17 protein-coding genes are annotated in these 18,689 nt (G+C 70.1%); 14 read left to right on the forward strand and 3 right to left on the reverse strand.

All coding sequences use genetic code 11. The features are described 5' to 3' along the window. Positions 1-179 precede the first annotated feature (179 nt). The 8 genes from ACI2LP_RS17540 (at position 180) to ACI2LP_RS17575 (ending at position 7,789) form a co-directional block, all read left to right on the forward strand. A complete protein-coding gene (locus ACI2LP_RS17540; RefSeq protein ID WP_404725411.1) occupies positions 180-824 on the forward strand; it encodes an HAD family hydrolase in 645 nt (214 codons plus the stop codon). 77 nt (positions 825-901) lie between these two features. Then, positions 902-2,134: an MFS transporter gene (locus tag ACI2LP_RS17545; protein ID WP_404725412.1), complete on the forward strand. Its 1,233-nt coding sequence runs from the start codon at positions 902-904 to the stop codon at positions 2,132-2,134. Continuing rightward, positions 2,085-3,257 carry an acetoin utilization protein AcuC gene (locus ACI2LP_RS17550; protein WP_404725413.1) on the forward strand — a complete coding sequence of 391 codons (1,173 nt, stop codon included), beginning with the start codon at positions 2,085-2,087 and terminating at the stop codon, positions 3,255-3,257. Before ACI2LP_RS17545 ends, ACI2LP_RS17550 begins: the two co-directional genes overlap by 50 nt. A gap of 749 nt (positions 3,258-4,006) precedes the next feature. Then, a complete protein-coding gene (locus ACI2LP_RS17555; protein WP_404725414.1) occupies positions 4,007-4,822 on the forward strand; it encodes a phosphatase in 816 nt (271 codons plus the stop codon). 128 nt (positions 4,823-4,950) lie between these two features. Next, positions 4,951-5,163, forward strand: a complete 213-nt coding sequence (locus ACI2LP_RS17560; protein WP_014046653.1) for a helix-turn-helix domain-containing protein — start codon at positions 4,951-4,953, stop codon at positions 5,161-5,163. 121 nt (positions 5,164-5,284) lie between these two features. Then, on the forward strand, positions 5,285-5,383 hold the full coding sequence (locus ACI2LP_RS17565) for a 30S ribosomal protein bS22 (RefSeq protein ID WP_003948845.1): 99 nt from the start codon (positions 5,285-5,287) through the stop codon (positions 5,381-5,383). Between the two features lie 222 nt (positions 5,384-5,605). Then, positions 5,606-6,715: an NAD-dependent epimerase/dehydratase family protein gene (locus ACI2LP_RS17570; protein ID WP_404725415.1), complete on the forward strand. Its 1,110-nt coding sequence runs from the start codon at positions 5,606-5,608 to the stop codon at positions 6,713-6,715. Positions 6,716-6,730: 15 nt separating this feature from the next. Continuing rightward, positions 6,731-7,789, forward strand: a complete 1,059-nt coding sequence (locus tag ACI2LP_RS17575; protein ID WP_404725416.1) for a lysophospholipid acyltransferase family protein — start codon at positions 6,731-6,733, stop codon at positions 7,787-7,789. 95 nt (positions 7,790-7,884) lie between these two features. On the opposite strand, the gene ACI2LP_RS17580 is transcribed toward ACI2LP_RS17575, so the two are convergent. The 3 genes from ACI2LP_RS17580 to ACI2LP_RS17590 form a co-directional block, all read right to left on the reverse strand. After that, the gene (locus ACI2LP_RS17580) at positions 7,885-9,066 is read right to left on the reverse strand and encodes a DUF5667 domain-containing protein (protein WP_404725417.1); all 1,182 of its coding nucleotides are present in this window, start codon (positions 9,064-9,066) and stop codon (positions 7,885-7,887) included. A 247-nt stretch (positions 9,067-9,313) separates the two neighbouring features. After that, on the reverse strand, positions 9,314-10,162 hold the full coding sequence (locus tag ACI2LP_RS17585; RefSeq protein ID WP_404725418.1) for an ECF subfamily RNA polymerase sigma factor, BldN family: 849 nt from the start codon (positions 10,160-10,162) through the stop codon (positions 9,314-9,316). Positions 10,163-10,652: 490 nt separating this feature from the next. Next, positions 10,653-11,603: an HAD family hydrolase gene (locus tag ACI2LP_RS17590; RefSeq protein WP_404725419.1), complete on the reverse strand. Its 951-nt coding sequence runs from the start codon at positions 11,601-11,603 to the stop codon at positions 10,653-10,655. Positions 11,604-11,759: 156 nt separating this feature from the next. On the opposite strand from ACI2LP_RS17590, the gene ACI2LP_RS17595 reads away from it, so the two are divergent. The 6 genes from ACI2LP_RS17595 to hemB all read left to right on the forward strand — a co-directional run bounded on the left by ACI2LP_RS17595 (position 11,760) and on the right by hemB (position 18,674). Further along, positions 11,760-12,035, forward strand: a complete 276-nt coding sequence (locus ACI2LP_RS17595; protein WP_404725420.1) for a glutaredoxin family protein — start codon at positions 11,760-11,762, stop codon at positions 12,033-12,035. Positions 12,036-12,412: 377 nt separating this feature from the next. Next, positions 12,413-13,141: a redox-sensing transcriptional repressor Rex gene (locus tag ACI2LP_RS17600; RefSeq protein WP_355838669.1), complete on the forward strand. Its 729-nt coding sequence runs from the start codon at positions 12,413-12,415 to the stop codon at positions 13,139-13,141. After that, positions 13,138-14,820 carry a glutamyl-tRNA reductase gene (locus ACI2LP_RS17605; RefSeq protein WP_404725421.1) on the forward strand — a complete coding sequence of 561 codons (1,683 nt, stop codon included), beginning with the start codon at positions 13,138-13,140 and terminating at the stop codon, positions 14,818-14,820. Before ACI2LP_RS17600 ends, ACI2LP_RS17605 begins: the two co-directional genes overlap by 4 nt. Further along, on the forward strand, positions 14,817-15,776 hold the full coding sequence (gene hemC, locus ACI2LP_RS17610) for a hydroxymethylbilane synthase (protein WP_404725422.1): 960 nt from the start codon (positions 14,817-14,819) through the stop codon (positions 15,774-15,776). Before ACI2LP_RS17605 ends, hemC begins: the two co-directional genes overlap by 4 nt. Continuing rightward, entirely contained in the window at positions 15,773-17,440 is a 1,668-nt protein-coding gene (locus tag ACI2LP_RS17615; RefSeq protein ID WP_404725423.1) for a uroporphyrinogen-III synthase, read from the forward strand. The genes hemC and ACI2LP_RS17615 overlap by 4 nt, the downstream gene beginning before the upstream one ends. 232 nt (positions 17,441-17,672) lie before the next feature. Continuing rightward, positions 17,673-18,674: a porphobilinogen synthase gene (gene hemB, locus ACI2LP_RS17620; protein WP_404725424.1), complete on the forward strand. Its 1,002-nt coding sequence runs from the start codon at positions 17,673-17,675 to the stop codon at positions 18,672-18,674. Positions 18,675-18,689: the final 15 nt, after the last annotated feature.

Below are 18,689 nucleotides of genomic sequence, written 5' to 3' on the forward strand. Positions count from 1 at the left end.
GGTACTGCAGGGGGGACCCTGTGGGAGAGTAGGACGCCGCCGAACAATTATTGTGGGGAAGCCCCGCACCTTCTGGTGCGGGGCTTTTCTGCGTTGTGCGTCAGTACAGTGTTGACATGCGCATATCGAGTGAGTGCCTGGGTCAACTGTGGTGCGTGGGGCCCTCTTAGGGTGGGGGCATGCGCTATGACCTCGTCATCTTCGACAACGACGGCGTGCTCGTCGACAGCGAGCCGATCTCCAACACCATCCTCGCCGGGTATCTGACCGAGCTGGGCCACCCCACCTCGTACGAGGACTCCCTGCGGGACTTCATGGGGGCGGCTGTGCATCGCATACACGACCTCGTCATGGAGCGGACGGGGAAGCGGCTGCCCGACGACTTCGACGAGACCCTGCATGCTCGCGTCTTTGCCGCCTTCGAGCGGGAGTTGGCCGCTGTGGGCGGGGTGACGGAGGTGCTCGGGAAGCTGGTGGCGGACTCCGTGCCGTACTGCGTTGCTTCGTCCGGGAGCCACGAGCGGATCCGGGTCGGGCATCGGAAGACCGGGCTCGATCTCTGGTTCCAGGACGGTGTCGTCTTCAGCGCGCAGGATGTGGGGCGGGGGAAGCCGGAGCCGGATCTGTTTCTGCATGCCGCCCAGCGGATGGGGGTCGCGCCCGAGCGGTGCGTCGTTGTGGAGGACAGCCCGCTGGGGGTGCAGGCGGCCCTGGCGGCCGGGATGGATGTGTACGGGTTCACGGCGATGACGTCGGCCGAGAAGCTGGACGGTGCCAAGGGGTACTTCGGAACCATGGCGGAGTTGCCCGCGCTGTTTGCCTGATCGCTTGGCATGGCCTGTGCGATTCCCTGTGTGATCTATCTACCCATGGGTAGGGCGGCGGCCTACGCTGTCCGGCCATGACAGATGCGCGTTTGCGGCACGGGCGGGCCTCCCTGGCCTTGAGTTTCTTCGCGCAAGGGGTGGCCTTCGCGCTGCTCGTGACGCGTATTCCCGCCATCCAGGACCGGTACGGGATATCCGACGGGCTGCTGCCCGCCTTTCTGGCGGCGGTGCCGGTGCTCGCCGGTGTGGGCAGCGTTGTCACCGAGAAGGTGGTCGGGCGGGTCGCGCCGAGTGCGGTACTGAGGTGGGCGCAGCCGGTTGTGATGCTGGCGCTGCTCGGGGTCGCGGCGGGCAGCGAGATGTGGCAGGTGGCGGTCGCCCTGGCCGTGTTCGGGCTGGCCGTGGGGGCGCTGGACGCGTCCATGAACATGCTTGGGGTCAGCCTGCAACGGGCGTACGGGCGCAGCATCATGCTCGGCTTTCATGCGGCGTACAGCCTGGGCGGGATCGCGGGCGCCTCGCTCGCATGGGCCGGGGCGCACTGGCATCTGTTGCTGCTCGTGTCGTATCTGCCGGTGGTGGGCGTGCTGCTGCCGGCGGTGCTGGCCGGGAGCCGGTGGTACGCCGACGGGGAGCGCGGCGGGGAAGCGGCGCAAGCGGGAGCGGCGGGGCAGGGGGTCGCCTTCAAGCTCCTGCTGCCGCTCTGCCTCGTGATGGCCTTCGCGTACATCGGGGACTCGACGGTCTCCAATTGGAGCGCGAAGTATCTGCAGGACGTGCTGGGGAGCTCGGAGGAGCTCGCGACCGTTCCGTACAACGCCTATATGGTCACGACACTGCTGGGGCGTGCCGTGGGCGATTTCGGCGTGCGGCGCTTCGGTGCGGAGGCGGTCGTACGGTGCGGGACGGTGCTTGCGGCGGCCGGGTTCGGGGTGGTGGCGGTGGCGCCCGGGGCATGGGTGGGGATTCTCGGGTTCACGCTGCTGGGGCTCGGGCTGTGTGTGATCGTGCCGCAGACGTTCGCGGCGGCCGGGCGGCGGGCCGTGGAGAACGGTGGTCCCGGGGCGAGCGATGCGGCAGTGGCGCGGCTGAATGTCTTCAATTACGTGGGGTTTCTCATCGGTTCACCGCTCGTGGGGGCGCTCGGGGATGCGTGGAGCTATCGGTGGGCGATGGTCGTTCCCATGGTGTTGGTGCTGGTGACGTTGCGGTATGCCAGGTCGTTCGGGACGGATCAGGCCGGATACCGTGGCGGGCATGAGCGGCCGCGGGTTGTTGATGTGGGACGAGGCGGTAACGAAGTATGACTTCGGGAACGGCCATCCGATGGATCCGGTGCGGCTTGCGCTGACCATGGGGTTGGTGCGGGCGTACGGGCTTGACCGTGTCGTCGATGTGGTGGCCGCGAAGCCGGCCGGGAACTCGACGCTCCGGCTCGTGCACCGCGAGGACTATGTGGCGGCGGTGCGGGCCGCGTCGGCGGATCCGGGGGCGGCGGATCAGGCCTACGGGCTGGGGACGCTGGATGATCCCGCCTTTGCCGGGATGCACGAGGCTTCTGCGCTGATCGCCGGGCAGTCGGTGGGGGCGGCGGAGGCGGTGTGGCGCGGGGAGGCGACGCACGCGGTGAACTTCGCGGGTGGGCTGCACCATGCGATGCCGGGTTCGGCCGCGGGGTTCTGCATCTACAACGACGCGGCGCTGGCGATCGCGCGGCTGCTGGAGCTGGGGGCGGAGCGGGTCGCGTACGTGGACGTCGACGTGCATCACGGGGACGGGGTGCAGGCGGCGTTCTGGGACGACCCGCGGGTCCTCACGGTGTCGCTGCACGAGCATCCGCAGACGCTGTTCCCCGGTACCGGGTGGCCACAGGAGACGGGTGGGCCCAAGGCCGAGGGCAGTGCGGTGAATGTGGCGCTGCCGGCGGGGACGGGAGATGCGGGGTGGCTACGGGCCTTTCACGCGGTGGTGCCGGAGCTGCTGGCGGACTTCCGGCCGCAGGTGCTGGTGACGCAGCACGGCGCTGATACGCACTTCGAGGATCCGCTGGCACATTTGGCGGTGTCGCTGGATGCGCAGCGGTTGGTGCAGGAGTCCTGCCATTCGCTGGCGCACGAGCTTGTGGAGAACGGGCGGTGGGTGGCGCTCGGTGGGGGCGGGTACGCGGTGGTGGATGTGGTGCCGCGGTCGTGGACGCATTTGGTGGGGATCGCGGGGCATGAGCCGGTGGATCCGAAGTCGGTGATTCCGTCGTCGTGGCGGGATGAGGTGTATGCGCGGACGCGGCAGCTGGCGCCGGGGCGGATGACGGACGGGCGCGAGCCGGTGTGGCGGGAGTGGGAGTCGGGGTATGACCCGGCGGACCGGGTGGACCAGGCGGTGCTGGCGACGAGGCGAGCGGTGTTTCCGGTGCGGGGGTTGTTGGCGTAGTGCCGCTGCGCGGGGCGTTTCCCCTCCCCGCCCTCCCCTACGGCCTGTCGGCCGTGGGAGGTACCCCCATCCCGAACCGGGGCTCCGCCCCGGACCCCGGGGTCTGTCCCCACCCACCCGCCCTTGAGATGTGGGGGTACGGGGTACCCCCACACGCCCCCGGCGGTCGCGGCAGCTTCGCGCCGCGGGGTGCGCTGAAGGTCCGGCCGACGGCGACTCCGCGCCGCAAGTGGGCGCCGCGGCGCCCGTCCCACGCGGTACGGCGGCTTCGCGCCGTAAGCAGTGCCGCAGTGCTCGGCCCCGCGGCTGCGGCGGCTTCGCGCCGCGGGTGGGCCGAAGGGGTCGGTCCTGCGCACGCCATTGGCGGGCGGCAGCTCCGCGCCGCGGGGTGTGGCTGAGGGCACGGTCGATGGCGGCTTCGCGCGGTCGGCGCGTGGCTGCCCGCCCTTGGTTGCGGCCGCTTCGCGCCGCGAGGGCCCACCCCCGGTGGCTGCGGCGCATTCGTGCCACGGGGTGCGCTGAAAGGGCCGGCCGGCGGCGACTCCGCGCCGCAAGTGGGCGCCGCGGCGCCCGTCCCAGGCGGTACGGCAGCTTCGCGGCTTCGCGAGGCGTGCTTGAAGGCCGGCCTTGCGCACGGCCCCATAGGGGAAACGCAGGCTCGCCCCCTACCCGTGGCGTGATTACGCCAACTGTGGGTGGTATTCCGCCTTTTGGCCCGGGATTCTTCTCCGTGCGGCAGCATCTCCAGCGTGTTGAGTACCGGAGCGCTGCGTGCGCACCTCTTGGCCGCGCGGTTGGCCGGGCCCGTCGCCACCACGCGGGAGGAGAGTCTGCGCAGTTATCGGCTCTTCGCCGCCAGGGACCCCCGCGTCACCCTCGGGCTCGATCCCGAATCGGACTGGGGCGAGCGGGACTTGATCGCGTTGATGGCCGACAGGTGCGGAGTTTCGGCCGACCCCGCGCAAGTGACCGGGCCCGATGTGATTGATCCTGAAAGGACGTTGAGCGGGCTCGGTGCCTTTGCCGAGCGGCTGGGGGACGTGGCCGCTCGGCGCGGAGTCGTGATGTTCGGGACCGGGCATCCGCACCGGCTTCTCGGCTTCTACGCAGGGCTGGCAGACGCTTTGTCGGCGGTGGGGTGCGAAGTCCTCACCCCTGCGCAGGGGCGATGTGTCGACATAACGACCCGGTTCGGCGTACGCACGTACAACCTTGAGTACGTACGAGGAGTCGCGCTGGTGCGCGAACACGGCGCACGGGGCGCAGGTAGTGTGACCGGCGCACATACCCACTCTCCGCTCCCGGTTCGGGCCGCGCTGGAGGGTGTGGTGGAGGGCGGCGGACCGCTGCCCCAGCTGGTCGTCGGGGACCACGGCTGGGTCTGCGGGGCAGGTCAGCTGGGGATTGAGGCCATCGGCCTGGCGGATACGGACGATCCCGCGCTGTTCGTCGGCGAGGCGGAGGGCCGGGTTTCCGTCGCCGTTCCGCTTGATGACGCTGTGCGGTCCGATTACTACCGACCGCTGACTCGCTATGTACTCAATCGAGCGTGTCTGTCACAGTAAACGGCCGATGGCTGCTCCTCTTCCCCACTCGCATCACCCGCCCCTAGTCTGGGGAGTGAGCGCACAGCGACGAAGAGTCACCGGAGGGGAAGCCGGTGTGCGTCATGTGCGGAAGGTACAGGTGGGTCATGGCTGCTGGCAGCGAGAGGCCTCTCAACGAGGTCAAGTTTCTTACCGTGGCGGAGGTCGCCTCGGTAATGCGAGTGTCGAAGATGACCGTGTACCGCTTGGTGCACAGTGGTCATCTGCCGGCGATCCGGGTGGGGAGGTCCTTCCGGGTTCCGGAGCAAGCGGTTCACGAGTATCTCCGCGAATCCTTTGTGGGGGTGGAATCCGCATAGCCGGAGCCCCTCGGCTCCCCTCGGATTACAGGCTCGGAGCTCTGGCGGGTAGGCTAGGCCGACGTAGGTCGTGTGGGCCCAGACGCCCCGCACCAGTGAAGAGAAGTGAGCGAGGGTAGTCGTGGGCTCTGTTATCAAGAAGCGGCGCAAGCGGATGGCGAAGAAGAAGCACCGCAAGCTGCTCAAGCGCACGCGCGTTCAGCGTCGCAACAAGAAGTAGGCGAACGCTTTACGTGTCGCCGCGGCCCTCCCACCAGCACGGTGGGAGGGCCGCGGTGCGTTTTCGGCCCGGTGGCGGAGTCATTCGCTCCGTTGGTGGCTGAACACTGGCAAAAGTGCGCCGCGCGGTCATCACAGCGCAACACCGAACCGCTACGGTGACGCGTGAGGGCGGATCCAGGCGGATCTGCGGACCTCGCGGACCTATGGGAAGGCGCTGATCTTGGGGAAGGTCGTGCTCGTCACCGGAGTGGCCCGGCAGCTCGGAGGTCGTCTCGTACGGCGTATCCAGCGGGATCCCGAGGTGGACCGGGTGATCGGCGTCGATGCGGTGGCGCCCCAGCACCATCTGGGTGGCGCCGACTTCATCCACGCGGACATCCGCCAGCCCGCGATAGGGCGGGTCCTTGCCGAGCACGCCGTCGACACGGTCGTACACATGGATGTCACCGGTACCCCCCTGGGCACCGGCGGTCGTACGACGGTGAAGGAGACCAACGTCATCGGCACCATGCAGCTGCTCGGTGCGTGCCAGAAGTCGCCGACGGTCAAGCGTCTGGTGATCAAGTCCTCCACGAGCGTGTACGGCTCCGCGCCCCGCGACCCGGCTGTCTTCACCGAGACCACCCCGCCCAAGTCGCTGCCCAGCGGCGGCTTCGCGAAGGACGCGGTGGAGGTCGAGGGGTACGTACGCGGATTCGCGCGCCGGCGGCCCGATGTCGCGGTGTGCGTACTGCGCTTCGCGAACATCCTCGGGCCGTGCGCGGACTCCCCGCTCGCCGAGTTCTTTTCGCTGCCGGTCATGCCGACGGTCTTCGGCTACGACCCGCGGCTGCAGTTCGTCCACGAGGACGATGTGATCGATGTGCTGCGGATCGCCCTGCACGACCCGCGGCGCGGCACGCTCAACAGCGGCACCTTCAATATTGCGGGTGACGGCGTACTGCTGCTGTCGCAGTGCTCGCGGCGGCTGGGACGGCCGACGCTGCCGGTGCTGCTGCCCGCGGTCACCTGGGTCGGCTCCGCGCTGCGCACGGTCGGTGTCACGGACTTCTCGCCCGAGCAGATCCGGCTGCTCACGCATGGCCGGGTGGTGAGCACGGCTCAGATGAGCGAGACACTGGGCTTCGACCCGAAGTACACGACCGCGGAGACCTTCGCGGACTTCGCCCGCAGCCGGGCGCCGGGGCTGCTGCCGCCGGACGGTCTGGCCCGGGCGGTGGACCAGGTGGTGGCGGCAGTGCCCTGTGTGGGCGGAGCGCTGACGAAAGCCACGCAGCAGCTGACTCGGACGACTCGGCTGACACAGACGACTCAGAGCGACGCCGAATAAGGAGCGCAGCCAACGATGGCGGACGCCAAGGTCATTCCGTTCGACGACGACCGTTCGCGGGCCGGCGCGCAGCGCTCTGCGCGGCGGCGCCCGGCGCAGGGCCGCCGGAAGACCGAGCCCGCGGTGGTGCGGGAGGTTCCGGTCAGCCCGCTGCCGGGCCAGCAGGGGCCCGTGAGGGCCGCCGAGACGGCCGGGCAGGAGCCCGGTGAGCTCCGGGAGGCCGCGGGCCGGAGCGGCGGCTGGGAGCGGCGTGTCGCGGGTGGTCTCGCGTTTCTGCGCCGGCGGATCACCGGTGACTACGAGGTCGACGAGTTCGGCTACGACAAGGAGCTCACCGACCAGGTCCTGATGTCGATGGTCCGGCCGCTGTACGAGAAGTACTTCCGGGTCGAGGTGAAGGGCATCGAGAACATCCCGTCGGACGGTGGGGCCCTGGTGGTGGCGAACCACTCGGGGACGCTGCCGCTGGACGGGCTGATGATGCAGGTCGCCGTGCACGACAACCATCCGGCCAACCGCCATCTGCGGCTGCTCGCCGCGGACTTGGTCTTCATGCTGCCGGTGGTCAACGAGCTGGCCCGCAAGGCCGGGCACACGCTGGCGTGCGCCGAGGACGCGGAGCGGCTGCTGCAGCGGGGCGAAGTGGTCGGCGTGATGCCGGAGGGCTTCAAGGGCATCGGCAAGCCCTTCAGCGACCGTTACAAGCTGCAGCGGTTCGGGCGCGGCGGCTTTGTGTCGACGGCGCTGCGGGCGGGGGCGCCGATCGTGCCGTGCTCGATCGTCGGCGCGGAGGAGATCTACCCGATGCTCGGCAACGCGAAAACGCTGGCACGGCTGCTCGGGTTCCCGTACTTCCCGCTCACGCCGACGTTTCCCTGGCTGGGGCCGCTGGGAGCGGTGCCGCTGCCGACGAAGTGGACGATCCAGTTCGGGGAGCCGATCCCGACGGACGGGTATCCGCCGGAGGCGGCGGAGGATCCGATGCTGATGTTCAACCTGACGGACCAGGTGAGGGAGCAGATTCAGCACACGCTGTACAAATTGCTGGTGCAGCGGCGGTCGGTGTTCTTCTGACGGTGTTCGCTGACTGAGTTTTTCTGAGGCGTGCAGCACAAGGGCGGCCGCTCCCAGCGGGAGCGGCCGCCCTTGTGCTGCACGGACGATGAGGGCTACTCGTCGTCCTCGCTGTCGAACCCGAGGCCCGGGAGGATGCCCGGCAGCAGTGGCGGGATGGTGACATCCGGCTGGGACGGGGAGAGGCTCTTGCCGGACGCGGACGGCGAGGCACCGCCGGCCGGGGGCTCGAACAGACCGCCCGTGTTCCCGCCCAACAGGCCGTCGTCCGACAGGGTGCCCGAGCCGGAGGGACGCGGGCTGTTGTCTCCCGGTCGGCTGTCGCCCGCGCCTGGTGACGACGGTGTCATACGGCCGGGGTCCGAGGTGCGCGCCGAGTCCTGGGACGACGAGCCGGGCTGCTGCGAGCCGCGGGCGCCCTTCTCGGGAGCCCGTGGCAGCAACGACTCCAGCGGGCCGACCTCTTGGTCTATGGCGTCGAAGACGGAGCTCACCTCGTCGCCGACGTCGGTCAGCTGCATGGGCAGCCGGTTGCGGAGTCCGTTCCAAGCGTCGCGGTGGGAGCGGGCGAATGAATTGAGCTTTGCCATCGGCCCGAGCGAGCCGTCCCGTTCGTACGCGGCGTGCAGCAGGCGGTGGCCCTCGCTGACGTCGTGCCGCATGCCGTTGAGCGTGCGGCGGACCTCGCCCAGCGACTCGTGGTCCATCGTGCCCGATCGGCCGCGCTCCATGAGGCGGCGGGCCTCGCTCAGGCGGGTGGAGGCCTGGTCGAGATAGAGCTCGCCGCGGTCGGAGTCGTCGTCCGCCATGCCGAGCTTGAGATCTTCCATGCCGCGCTTCAGCCCGTACAGCGAATCACCGGGCAGTGCGTCGGAACTGGCAGCGGCCACTCCGCTGAAGGCCCCCGCGGCGACTCCGACGGTCAGACCGCCGGCCGCAAGGCCCTTCGACCAGCGCGAGCGTGGTCGCAGTTTCCGGAGCGGGGAGGCCCGATGGGCGCCGCGGCCGGACGCCCGTGGCTCGGGCAGCGTAGGGCCCGCGGACGCACCTCCCGAGGCGAACATCTCTTCCATGGCGGCCACGAGCTGCGCTCGCTGCACCACCTTGACCTCGGGGTCCATCTCCGGTTTCGGCAGCTCGCCGAGACCGTTCGCCAGAGCCAACAGCCGTCCGCGCCCGGCCTGTTCGACCGATTCCTCCGGCTGTCCGGCCGCCTGATCTTCCAGGGCCTGGGCGAAGGCGTTCGCCCGCCGGTGCGCCGAAACTTGTCCGATCACAGGCGGCACCTCCTCTCGTCATGACGATCGACTCCCCCGGGGGTCTGGAAGGTTGCACGCCCTGCATACATCCACACGATCGAGTGAGTGGCTATGGGCATGGCGTGACCACAGGGGGCCTGCATCCCGCACAACGAGCGTCGTGGCACTTGGGTTACGCGCGAAAGATGATCGGACCAGTGCGTCATCAAGCCGTCACCGATTGTGAGTTGAGGTCGGGATCGGTCAGTGGGAGGTCGGGGATCGGTCAGCGGGCGTCGTCGGGGAGGAGCCGGGCCAGGGTGCGCACGGCCCGGTACTGGAGGGTCTTGATCGCGCCTTCGTTCTTGCCCATCACGCGGGCCGTCTCGGCGACCGAGAGGCCCTGCAGGAAGCGCAGGGTCACGCACTCCTGCTGCTGGGGGTTGAGCTTGCGGACGGCTTCGAGCAGTGCGGCGTTGGAGAGGGACTCCAGGACGGAGTCCTCGGGGCTGCGCTCGACCTCGTTGGCGTCGAGCATCTCGCCGGTGGTGACTTCGAGGCGGAAGCGGCTGGACTTGAAGTGGTCCGCCACGAGGTTGCGGGCGATGGTGACGAGCCACGCGCCGAAGTCGCGGCCCTGCCAGGTGAAGGTGGAGATACGGCGCAGGGCGCGCAGGAACGTCTCGCTGGTGAGGTCCTCGGCCGTCGCCTTCCCGCCCACGCGGTAGTAGATGTAGCGGTAGACGGTGTCGCTGTACTGGTCGTAGAGCCGTCCGAAGGCGTCGGCCTCGCCCGCCTGGGCGCGCTCGACCAGCTCCATCATGCGGGCGCTGTCGCTGTCGGCGGTGGGCCGACGGGCGGCGGTCGAGGCACCGGAGCTGCCCCGGCTGCCTCGTCTGTCGGCTTCCCGCCCGCCGCCCGACCTCCGCCCCTCAACGACGGCGCTGCGCCCCGGCACCTTCTCGATGCCGTCGGTCAGGGCGTAGCAGGGGGCGGCGGGGCCGCTTACGGCAAGGCGGGGCGTGGCGAAGGCGGGGACGGCGTACGCGGTGGGGACGAAGCCGCGCAAGTGGTCGAGGACCGCTGCGCGCAGCGTAGCCAGGCCCGAGGCGTCAACCCCGACGTGTGAGTACACGGGACTCCCAGAGGCAGAGCTTCCATCACGTGCAGTGCGGGACCATTCACCCGTCATGGGGACTGGTGGGGTCCGTTATGCGTCTGAGGAGAATAACGCTTCGTACAGGCAGTGCTACACCCAGTTGCTCAAATCGCCGTTTCCGTCGCTTCTCTTACGACTCGGTGACGGGTCAAGTGGTACATCGTGAGCGTTTGTTGATCGAACTGCGTCACGATCTGTCGCAACGGGGGGTGAGTTGTGCGCGAGGCGCGGCAAGAGGACTGGCCAGGGGTGTGGCGGGGTAACACCAGTGATTGCCTCGGGTGCGCGCCGCGGCCACGCGGGTTCTGCGGCTGCACTGCCTACGGCGCGTGCCGGTCCGCGGGCGCTGCACCGCGGCGCTCATTCGAGCGGCCCTGCCCAGGTCGCAGGCCCGGACCGCGGCATGGCGTGGCTGCGTCACGCCCGTCCCTGACCGGCGCGCGGGCCGCGGGCGTCGCCCTTCGGGTCAGCGGCGGCGACGATGCAATGCGACCGCGGCTGCCGTGCCGCCCGCCAGGGCGCCGACGCCCGCTGCCGCCGGGATGCCCACCTTCGCCGCCTTGCGGCCCGTCCGGTAGTCCCGCAGCCGCCACTCGCGCTCGCGCGCGTGCTTGCGCAGCTTCGTGTCCGGGTTGATCGCGTACGGATGCCCCACCAGCGACAGCATGGGAATGTCGTTGTGCGAGTCGCTGTACGCCGCGCACCGGGTCAGGTCCAGACCCTCCGCCGACGCCAGCGCCCGCACGGCCTCGGCCTTCGCGGGCCCATGCAGCGGCTCGCCCACGAGTTTGCCGGTGTACACGCCGTCGACGGACTCGGCGACGGTGCCCAGCGCGCCCGTCAGGCCGAGCCGACGGGCGATGATCGTCGCCGTCTCCACCGGGGCCGCCGTGACCAGCCAGACCTTCTGACCTGCATCCAGGTGGGCCTGGGCGAGCGCCCGGGTGCCCGGCCAGATGCGGTCCGCCATGTACTCGTCGTAGATCTCCTCGCCGATGGACATCAGCTCCGAGACCCGGTGACCCTTCACGATCGACAACGCGGACTCTCGTACGTCCTGCATATGTTCCGGGTCCTCGACGCCGGCCAGCCGGAACCAGGTCTGCTGCCAGGCGAACCGCGCCAGTTCGCGGCGCTGGAAGAACTTCCGCTTGTACAGGCCGCGGCCGAAGTGGAAGATCGCGGCGCCCTGCATCACGGTGTTGTCGAGGTCGAAGAACGCCGCTGCCCGGTCGTCCCCCGCGACGGGGAACTCCGGCTCGGCAGCCCGGGCAGTGCGCTCCCGCGTCTCGAGCGCGTCGAGCGCCTCGAACTGCTGTGACGACTTTCGTGCTGCTTCCGCTGCTGCCTCGCCTGCGAGCACGCTCCGCGCGGTGGCGGAGCGTCTACGGGGCGTGAGCCATCCCAGTGCGGCCATGTCGTGAGCATAGCCAGTCTGTTCGGGACTTCCCGACACGCCGGGATGCGGTGGCGTGAACTCTCCGCGACCGCTCTGTTAAGCGGCGATCGTGCGCATGTCCGGGATGGGGGCCGTGTCCCGTACGCATGGGCGGACAGGACGGAGAATGGCTGCATGAGTCCTGTGCTGCGACGTACGAAGAAGAAGGCCGCCGAGCGCGTGGTGACGCTGATCGGGAAGCCGGGGTGTCATCTCTGTGACGACGCGCGGGCCGTGATCGAGGAGGTGTGCACCGAGACGGGCGCCTCCTTCGAGGAGAAGGACATCACGCAGGACGAGGCGCTGCACCGGGCGTACTGGGAGCAGATCCCGGTCGTCCTGGTCGACGGGGATCAGCACACCTTCTGGCGTGTGGATGCCGGGCGGCTGCGCCGCGCGCTGGGGGCGTGACCGGAAAGGTGACTGCCTTCGCCGACGTTCTGTCAGTACTTCTCCGGCCGACCGGGCCGGCCCGGATCTACTGACCGGGCTGACCTGGATCTGCTGACCCGGCTCTATCCGGACGCGATGTGGACAGGGCACAGTAGGCGGTCTCGGGGGCGTATACGTGAGGAGTGTGTACGGCTTTGCCCCCTTCGGCTCTTGAACAGACCGATGCGGTTCGCGGTTCCTGGAACAAGCGACCGGATTGCGTGACCCCGGTCACTTTGCACGGACAAAGCGGACACCATCTTTGTGCACGCGTTCACAAAGACATAGCCTGCATTCGACGGGGCGGTCCTTGGACGTATGGCCGCCTGCAGCCTCGCTCATCCCGCAGGAGCACCGTGGCAACTGGCCGAAATCACCGACCGGCGACCCGAAGCCGAGGAATCCCCGAGGCCACCGTCGCCAGGCTTCCGCTGTACCTGCGCGCCCTGACCGCGCTGTCCGAGCGGTCCGTTCCGACGGTCTCCTCCGAGGAACTCGCCGCCGCCGCCGGGGTCAACTCCGCGAAGCTGCGCAAGGACTTCTCGTACCTGGGCTCGTACGGCACGCGAGGTGTCGGCTACGACGTGGAATATCTCGTCTACCAGATCTCCCGCGAGCTCGGTCTCACCCAGGACTGGCCGGTCGTCATCGTCGGCATCGGTAACCTCGGCGCCGCGCTCGCCAACTACGGCGGCTTCGCCTCCCGTGGCTTCCGGGTCGCCGCGCTGATCGACGCCGACCCGGCCATGGCCGGAAAGCCGGTGGCCGGCATTCCCGTCCAGCACACCGACGAGCTCGAGAAGATCATCAGTGACAACGGAGTGTCGATCGGCGTCATCTCGACGCCCGCCGGCGCCGCACAGCAGGTGTGCGAGCGGCTGATCGCGGCCGGTGTCACCTCCATCCTCAACTTCGCCCCCACCGTCCTCTCCGTGCCCGACGGCGTCGATGTGCGCAAGGTCGATCTCTCGATCGAGCTGCAGATCCTCGCCTTCCACGAGCAGCGGAAGGCCGGCGAGGAGGCCGAGGCCGCGGCAGGCCGGAAGGGACCGGACGGGGACATGCCCGCCGTGATGCCGGCATGAGCCTTCTGGTCGTCGGACTGAGCCACCGCAGTGCGCCGGTGAGCGTGCTGGAGCGGGCCTCGCTGTCCGCGGACGCGCAGATCAAGCTGTTGCAGGACACGCTGGCGGCGGAGCCTGCGACCGAAGCGGCTGTGCTGGCCACCTGCAACCGCATCGAGCTGTACGCGGACGTGGACAAATTCCACGCGGGTGTCGCCGAGCTGTCCACCCTGCTCGCGCAGCACAGCGGCGTCGGTCTCGAGGAGCTCACTCCTTATCTGTACGTGCACTACGAGGACCGGGCCGTACACCACCTCTTCTCGGTGGCCTGCGGCCTTGACTCCATGGTCGTCGGCGAGGGGCAGATCCTCGGGCAGATCAAGGACGCGCTCGCGCTGGGGCAGGAGCTGCACACCGCGGGTCGGCTCATCAACGACCTCTTCCAGCAGGCGCTGCGGGTCGGCAAGCGGGCGCACAGTGAGACCGGGATCGACCGGGCCGGGCAGTCGCTCGTCACGTTCGGTCTGGAGCAGCTCGCGGACGGCGCGGAGGTTGCGGGCTGGGCGGCGGACAAGCGGGTGCTGGTGATCGGCGCCGGCTCGATGTCCTCGCTCGCCGCGACGACGCTGGCACGGCTGGGTGTACGTGAACTTGTCATCGCCAACCGGACCCTGGAGCGCGCGGAGCGGCTGGCCGCGGTGCTGGACGGAGCGGCCGGGGTGCCCGCGCGCGCGGTGTCGATGGCTGACCTTGCCGACGAACTGACACGTGCCGATGTGGCGGTGTCGTGCACGGGCGCGACGGGTCTTGTCCTGACCGCCGAGTCCGTCGCGACGGCGCTCGCTGAGCACACCGTCCCCGCTCCCGCGCCCCGGGCCGACCTGCGTGCCCCGGACGGCAGCCTGGTGGCCCGGCTGGCGGCGACGGCGGCACGGGACGGGCGTGTACACGACCGCTCCGCGTCGGTGGGGCTGACCGACGATGACGCGGGCACTCGTCGGGGCTCCGCCCCGAACCCCGCGCCTCAAACGCCGGCGAAGCCGGCCAGTGCGTCGATCGAGGACGACGGAGCATGCCCCGTCGGGCTGGACGACGCCCCCTCCGTCGAGGCGCTGGCGCAGCACGGCGCGTGGGTGGACAACGCGGCGCGGAGCATCCGGCCCAGCCACGGAGCGCGGGGCGCGCGCAGTGGCGCGGTGAGGCTGGCCCTGCTCGACCTCGCCATGCCGCGGGACATCGACGGTGCCGTTCACCGGCTCGCCGGAGTGCGGCTCGTCGACATCGAATCGCTCGCCGAGGCATCCGCCGACGCCCCCATGGCCGCCGACGTCGACCAGGTGCGCCGCATCGTCTCCGACGAGGTCGCCGCATTCGGCGCCGCCCAGCGGGCCGCGCACATCACGCCGACCGTGGTCGCGCTGCGCACCATGGCCGCCGATGTCGTCGAGGGCGAGATGGCGCGCCTCGAAGGGCGGCTGACCGGGCTCGACGAGAAGCAGCGCGCCGAGATCAACCAGACCGTGCGCCGCGTCGTCGACAAGCTCCTGCACGCGCCCACCGTGCGAGTCAAGCAGCTGGCCAGCGAGCCCGGCGGTGCCGGGTACGCCGACGCGCTGCGGACACTCTTCGACCTCGACCCGGAGACGGTCGCCTCCGTCAGCCGGGCCGACATGAATGACCCGAATCGAGGGCGAGTATGACCGAGAGGGCATTGAGGCTCGGGACCAGGCGCAGCAAGCTGGCCATGGCCCAGTCCGGGCAAGTGGCTCAGGCGGTGCGCCAGTTGACCGGGCGCCCCGTCGAGCTCGTCGAGATCACCACGTACGGGGACACCTCCCGTGAGCATCTCGCACAGATCGGCGGTACGGGCGTCTTCGTCACCGCACTGCGCGACGCCCTGACAGCCGGTGAAGTGGACTTCGCCGTGCACTCACTCAAGGACCTGCCCACCACGCAGCCCGACGACCTCACGCTGGCGGCCGTGCCGCTGCGCGAGGACCCCCGGGACGCACTGGTGGCGCGCGACGGACTGACCTTCGACCGGCTGCCCGACGGCGCCCGCGTCGGTACCGGTTCGCCGCGCCGCATGGCGCAGCTCAACGCGTACGCCCGCACGCACGGCCTGCGCATAGAGACCGTACCGATCCGCGGCAACGTAGACACCCGGATCGGATATGTACGCAGCGGGGAGCTGGACGCCGTGGTGCTTGCCGCGGCCGGGCTCAACCGCCTCGGCAGGACCGACGAGGTCACCGACTTCCTGTCGGTCGACTTCGTCCTGCCCGCCCCCGGCCAGGGGGCACTGGCGATCGAGTGTGCCGCGGTCAACGCGGACCTCGCCGCCGCGCTCGCCGAGCTCGACGACCCGCACACCCGGGTCGCCGTGACCGCCGAGCGTTCCCTGCTCGCCGCCCTGGAGGCCGGCTGCTCCGCACCTGTGGGTGCGCTGGCCGACCTGCTGGCCGACGGACAGGTTGTCACCGAAATGCGCCTGCGCGGCGTCGTCGGCACGACCGACGGCTCCACGCTGGTGCAGCTGTCCACCACCGGTCCCGTACCCACGTCGCACGGCGACGCCATCGCGCTCGGTCGCGAACTCGCGTCCGAGATGCTCGCCAAGGGTGCGGCCGGTCTTATGGGGGAGCGAGCACTTTGAGCCCCACCAGTCCCACCGTCAACGCATCCTCGACGCTCTCGGCACACGGGCACGTCACTTTCCTCGGCGCCGGTCCCGGCGACCCCGGACTGCTGACACTGCGCGCCGTCGAAGCGCTCGCGGGAGCGGACGTACTGATCGCCGAGCCTGATGTGCTCGACGTCGTACGCGGCCATGCGAGAGCGAGCGTAAGCACGCCTGAACTGACGGTTGTTGACGACGCGTCAACAGCCGCCGGAATCCCCGTCCTCAGGGATGCGGCCAATCTTGTCATGGAGGCCGCGCGCAGCGGCAAGCGGGTCGTCCGTGCGGTGACCGGCGACCCCGGCCTGGACACCAACGCAGGTCAGGAGATGCTCGCCTGCGCCGCGGAGGGAATTCCCTTCGAGGTGGTGCCGGGCGTGGCGACCGCGGTGGGTGTGCCCGCGTACGCCGGTGTGCCGCTGCGCGACGCGCAGGGCGCGGACGTCCGCTTCGTGGACGCCCGCACCGCGAGCGAGCGTTGCTGGACCGAGGTCGGCGCGAGCGACGGCACGGTCGTCGTCTCGACGACGCTGGAGACGGTCGCCGCGGCGGCGGGCGAGCTGGTGGCCGCGGGCCGCAAGCCGGACACCCCGCTGACGGTCACCGTCGCCGGTACGACGACGCGCCAGCGCACCTGGACCGCGACGCTCGGCACGATCGCGCAGACGCTGAAGCAGGCGAAGGTGCTGCCGTCGCCGGACGGCCACCAGCCCGTCATAGCCGTGGTCGGTGAGCGTAGTTCCGCTGCTCAGCGCGACCAGCTCGCGTGGTTCGAGTCCAAGCCGCTGTTCGGCTGGAAGGTGCTCGTGCCGCGGACCAAGGAGCAGGCGGCGTCGCTCTCCGACCAGCTTCGTTCGTACGGCGCGGTGCCGCACGAGGTTCCGACGATCGCCGTCGAACCGCCGCGGACGCCGCAGCAGATGGAGCGCGCGGTCAAGGGCCTGGTGACCGGGCGTTACGAGTGGATCGCCTTCACCTCGGTGAACGCGGTCAAGGCCGTGCGCGAGAAGTTCGAGGAGTACGGGCTCGACGCGCGGGCCTTTGCGGGGATCAAGGTCGCGGCGGTGGGGGAGCAGACCGCGGCGGCGCTGGTGGACTTCGGTGTGAAGCCCGACCTCGTGCCGAGCGGCGAGCAGTCCGCGGCCGGCCTCCTGGAGGACTGGCCGCCGTACGACCCCGTCTTCGACCCGATCGACCGGGTCTTCCTGCCGCGGGCCGACATCGCGACCGAGACGCTGGTCGCGGGCCTCATCGAGCTCGGCTGGGAGGTCGACGACGTCACGGCCTACCGGACCGTGCGGGCGTCGCCGCCGCCGGCGGACACGCGCGAGGCGATCAAGGGCGGCGGCTTCGACGCGGTGCTCTTCACGTCGTCGTCGACGGTGCGGAATCTGGTCGGCATCGCGGGCAAGCCGCACAACGTGACCGTGATCGCGTGCATCGGTCCTGCGACCGCGAAGACCGCGGAGGAGCACGGGCTGCGGGTGGACGTCCTGTCGCCGGAGCCGTCGGTGCACAAGCTGGCGGAGGCGCTGGCGGAATTCGGCGCGCGGCGGCGGGCGGCGGCGGTGGAGGCGGGGGAGCATGTGACGCGGCCGAGTGAGCGGCGGCCTGGCGGAAGGCGTCGGCGGACGACGTAACCGAGGGCTCCGCCTCCGGACCCCCGCGCCTCAAGCGCCGGCGGGGCTTGAGGACACGCCCGAAGGGCGTACTGGGGGTCCCCCACGCCCGCAGGGCGTAGGGGGCGGGTCTGGGGGCTTGCCCCCAGTTACGGGAAAGGGCGGGGTGGGGGCACAGCCCGCCGCAGGCGTCCCGTTCGCGCCGACGGGCTGTCGGTACGTGCCCCCTCCCGACGGGCGTAGCGTTGCCCGTATGACTGCGTACGGATCCTTTCCCGGCGCGCGGCCGCGGCGGCTGCGCACGACCCCCGCAATGCGGCGCATGGTCGCCGAGACGCGACTCCACCCCGCCGATCTGATCCTCCCCGCCTTCGTACGGGAGGGCATCAGCGAGCCCGTGCCCATCTCCGCGATGCCCGGCGTCGTGCAGCACACCCGGGACACCCTGCGGAAGGCCGCCGTCGAGGCGCGTGAGGCCGGTGTCGCCGGGATCATGCTGTTCGGGGTGCCGGAGGACGCGAAGAAGGACAACGCCGGGACCGCCGGCACGGACCCGGAGGGGATTCTGCAGGTCGCCATCCGGGATGTGAAGGCCGAGGTCGGGGACGAGCTCGTCATCATGTCCGACCTGTGCCTGGACGAGTACACGGACCACGGCCACTGCGGCGTGCTGGACGCGGACGGCCGCGTCGACAATGACGCCACGCTGGAGCGGTACGCCGAGATGGCCCAGGTTCAGGCCGACGCCGGCGTCCATGTCGTCGGGCCCAGCGGGATGATGGACGGCCAGATCGGCGTCATCCGCGACGCGCTGGACCAGACGGACCACGAGGACGTCTCGATCCTCGCGTACACCGCGAAGTACTCCTCCGCCTTCTACGGGCCGTTCCGCGAGGCCGTCGGCTCTTCCCTCCAGGGTGACCGCAAGACCTACCAGCAGGACCCGGCCAACGTCCGGGAGTCCCTGCGGGAGTTGGCGCTGGACCTGGAGGAGGGCGCCGACATGGTGATGGTCAAGCCCGCCGGTCCCTACCTCGACGTCCTGGCGAAGGTCGCGGACGTGGCCGACGTGCCGGTCGCCGCGTACCAGATCAGCGGTGAGTACGCGATGGTCGAGGCCGCCGCCGAGAAGGGCTGGATCGACCGGGACAAGGCGATCGCCGAGACGCTGCTGGGCATCAAGCGGGCCGGTGCGGACATGATCCTCACCTACTGGGCGACGGAGGTCGCGCAGGGGCTCGGCGCAGGTCGCTGACGTAAGACGCACACG

It is taken from the genome of Streptomyces sp. NPDC019890, from assembly GCF_044903445.1.
Taxonomy (GTDB): domain Bacteria; phylum Actinomycetota; class Actinomycetes; order Streptomycetales; family Streptomycetaceae; genus Streptomyces.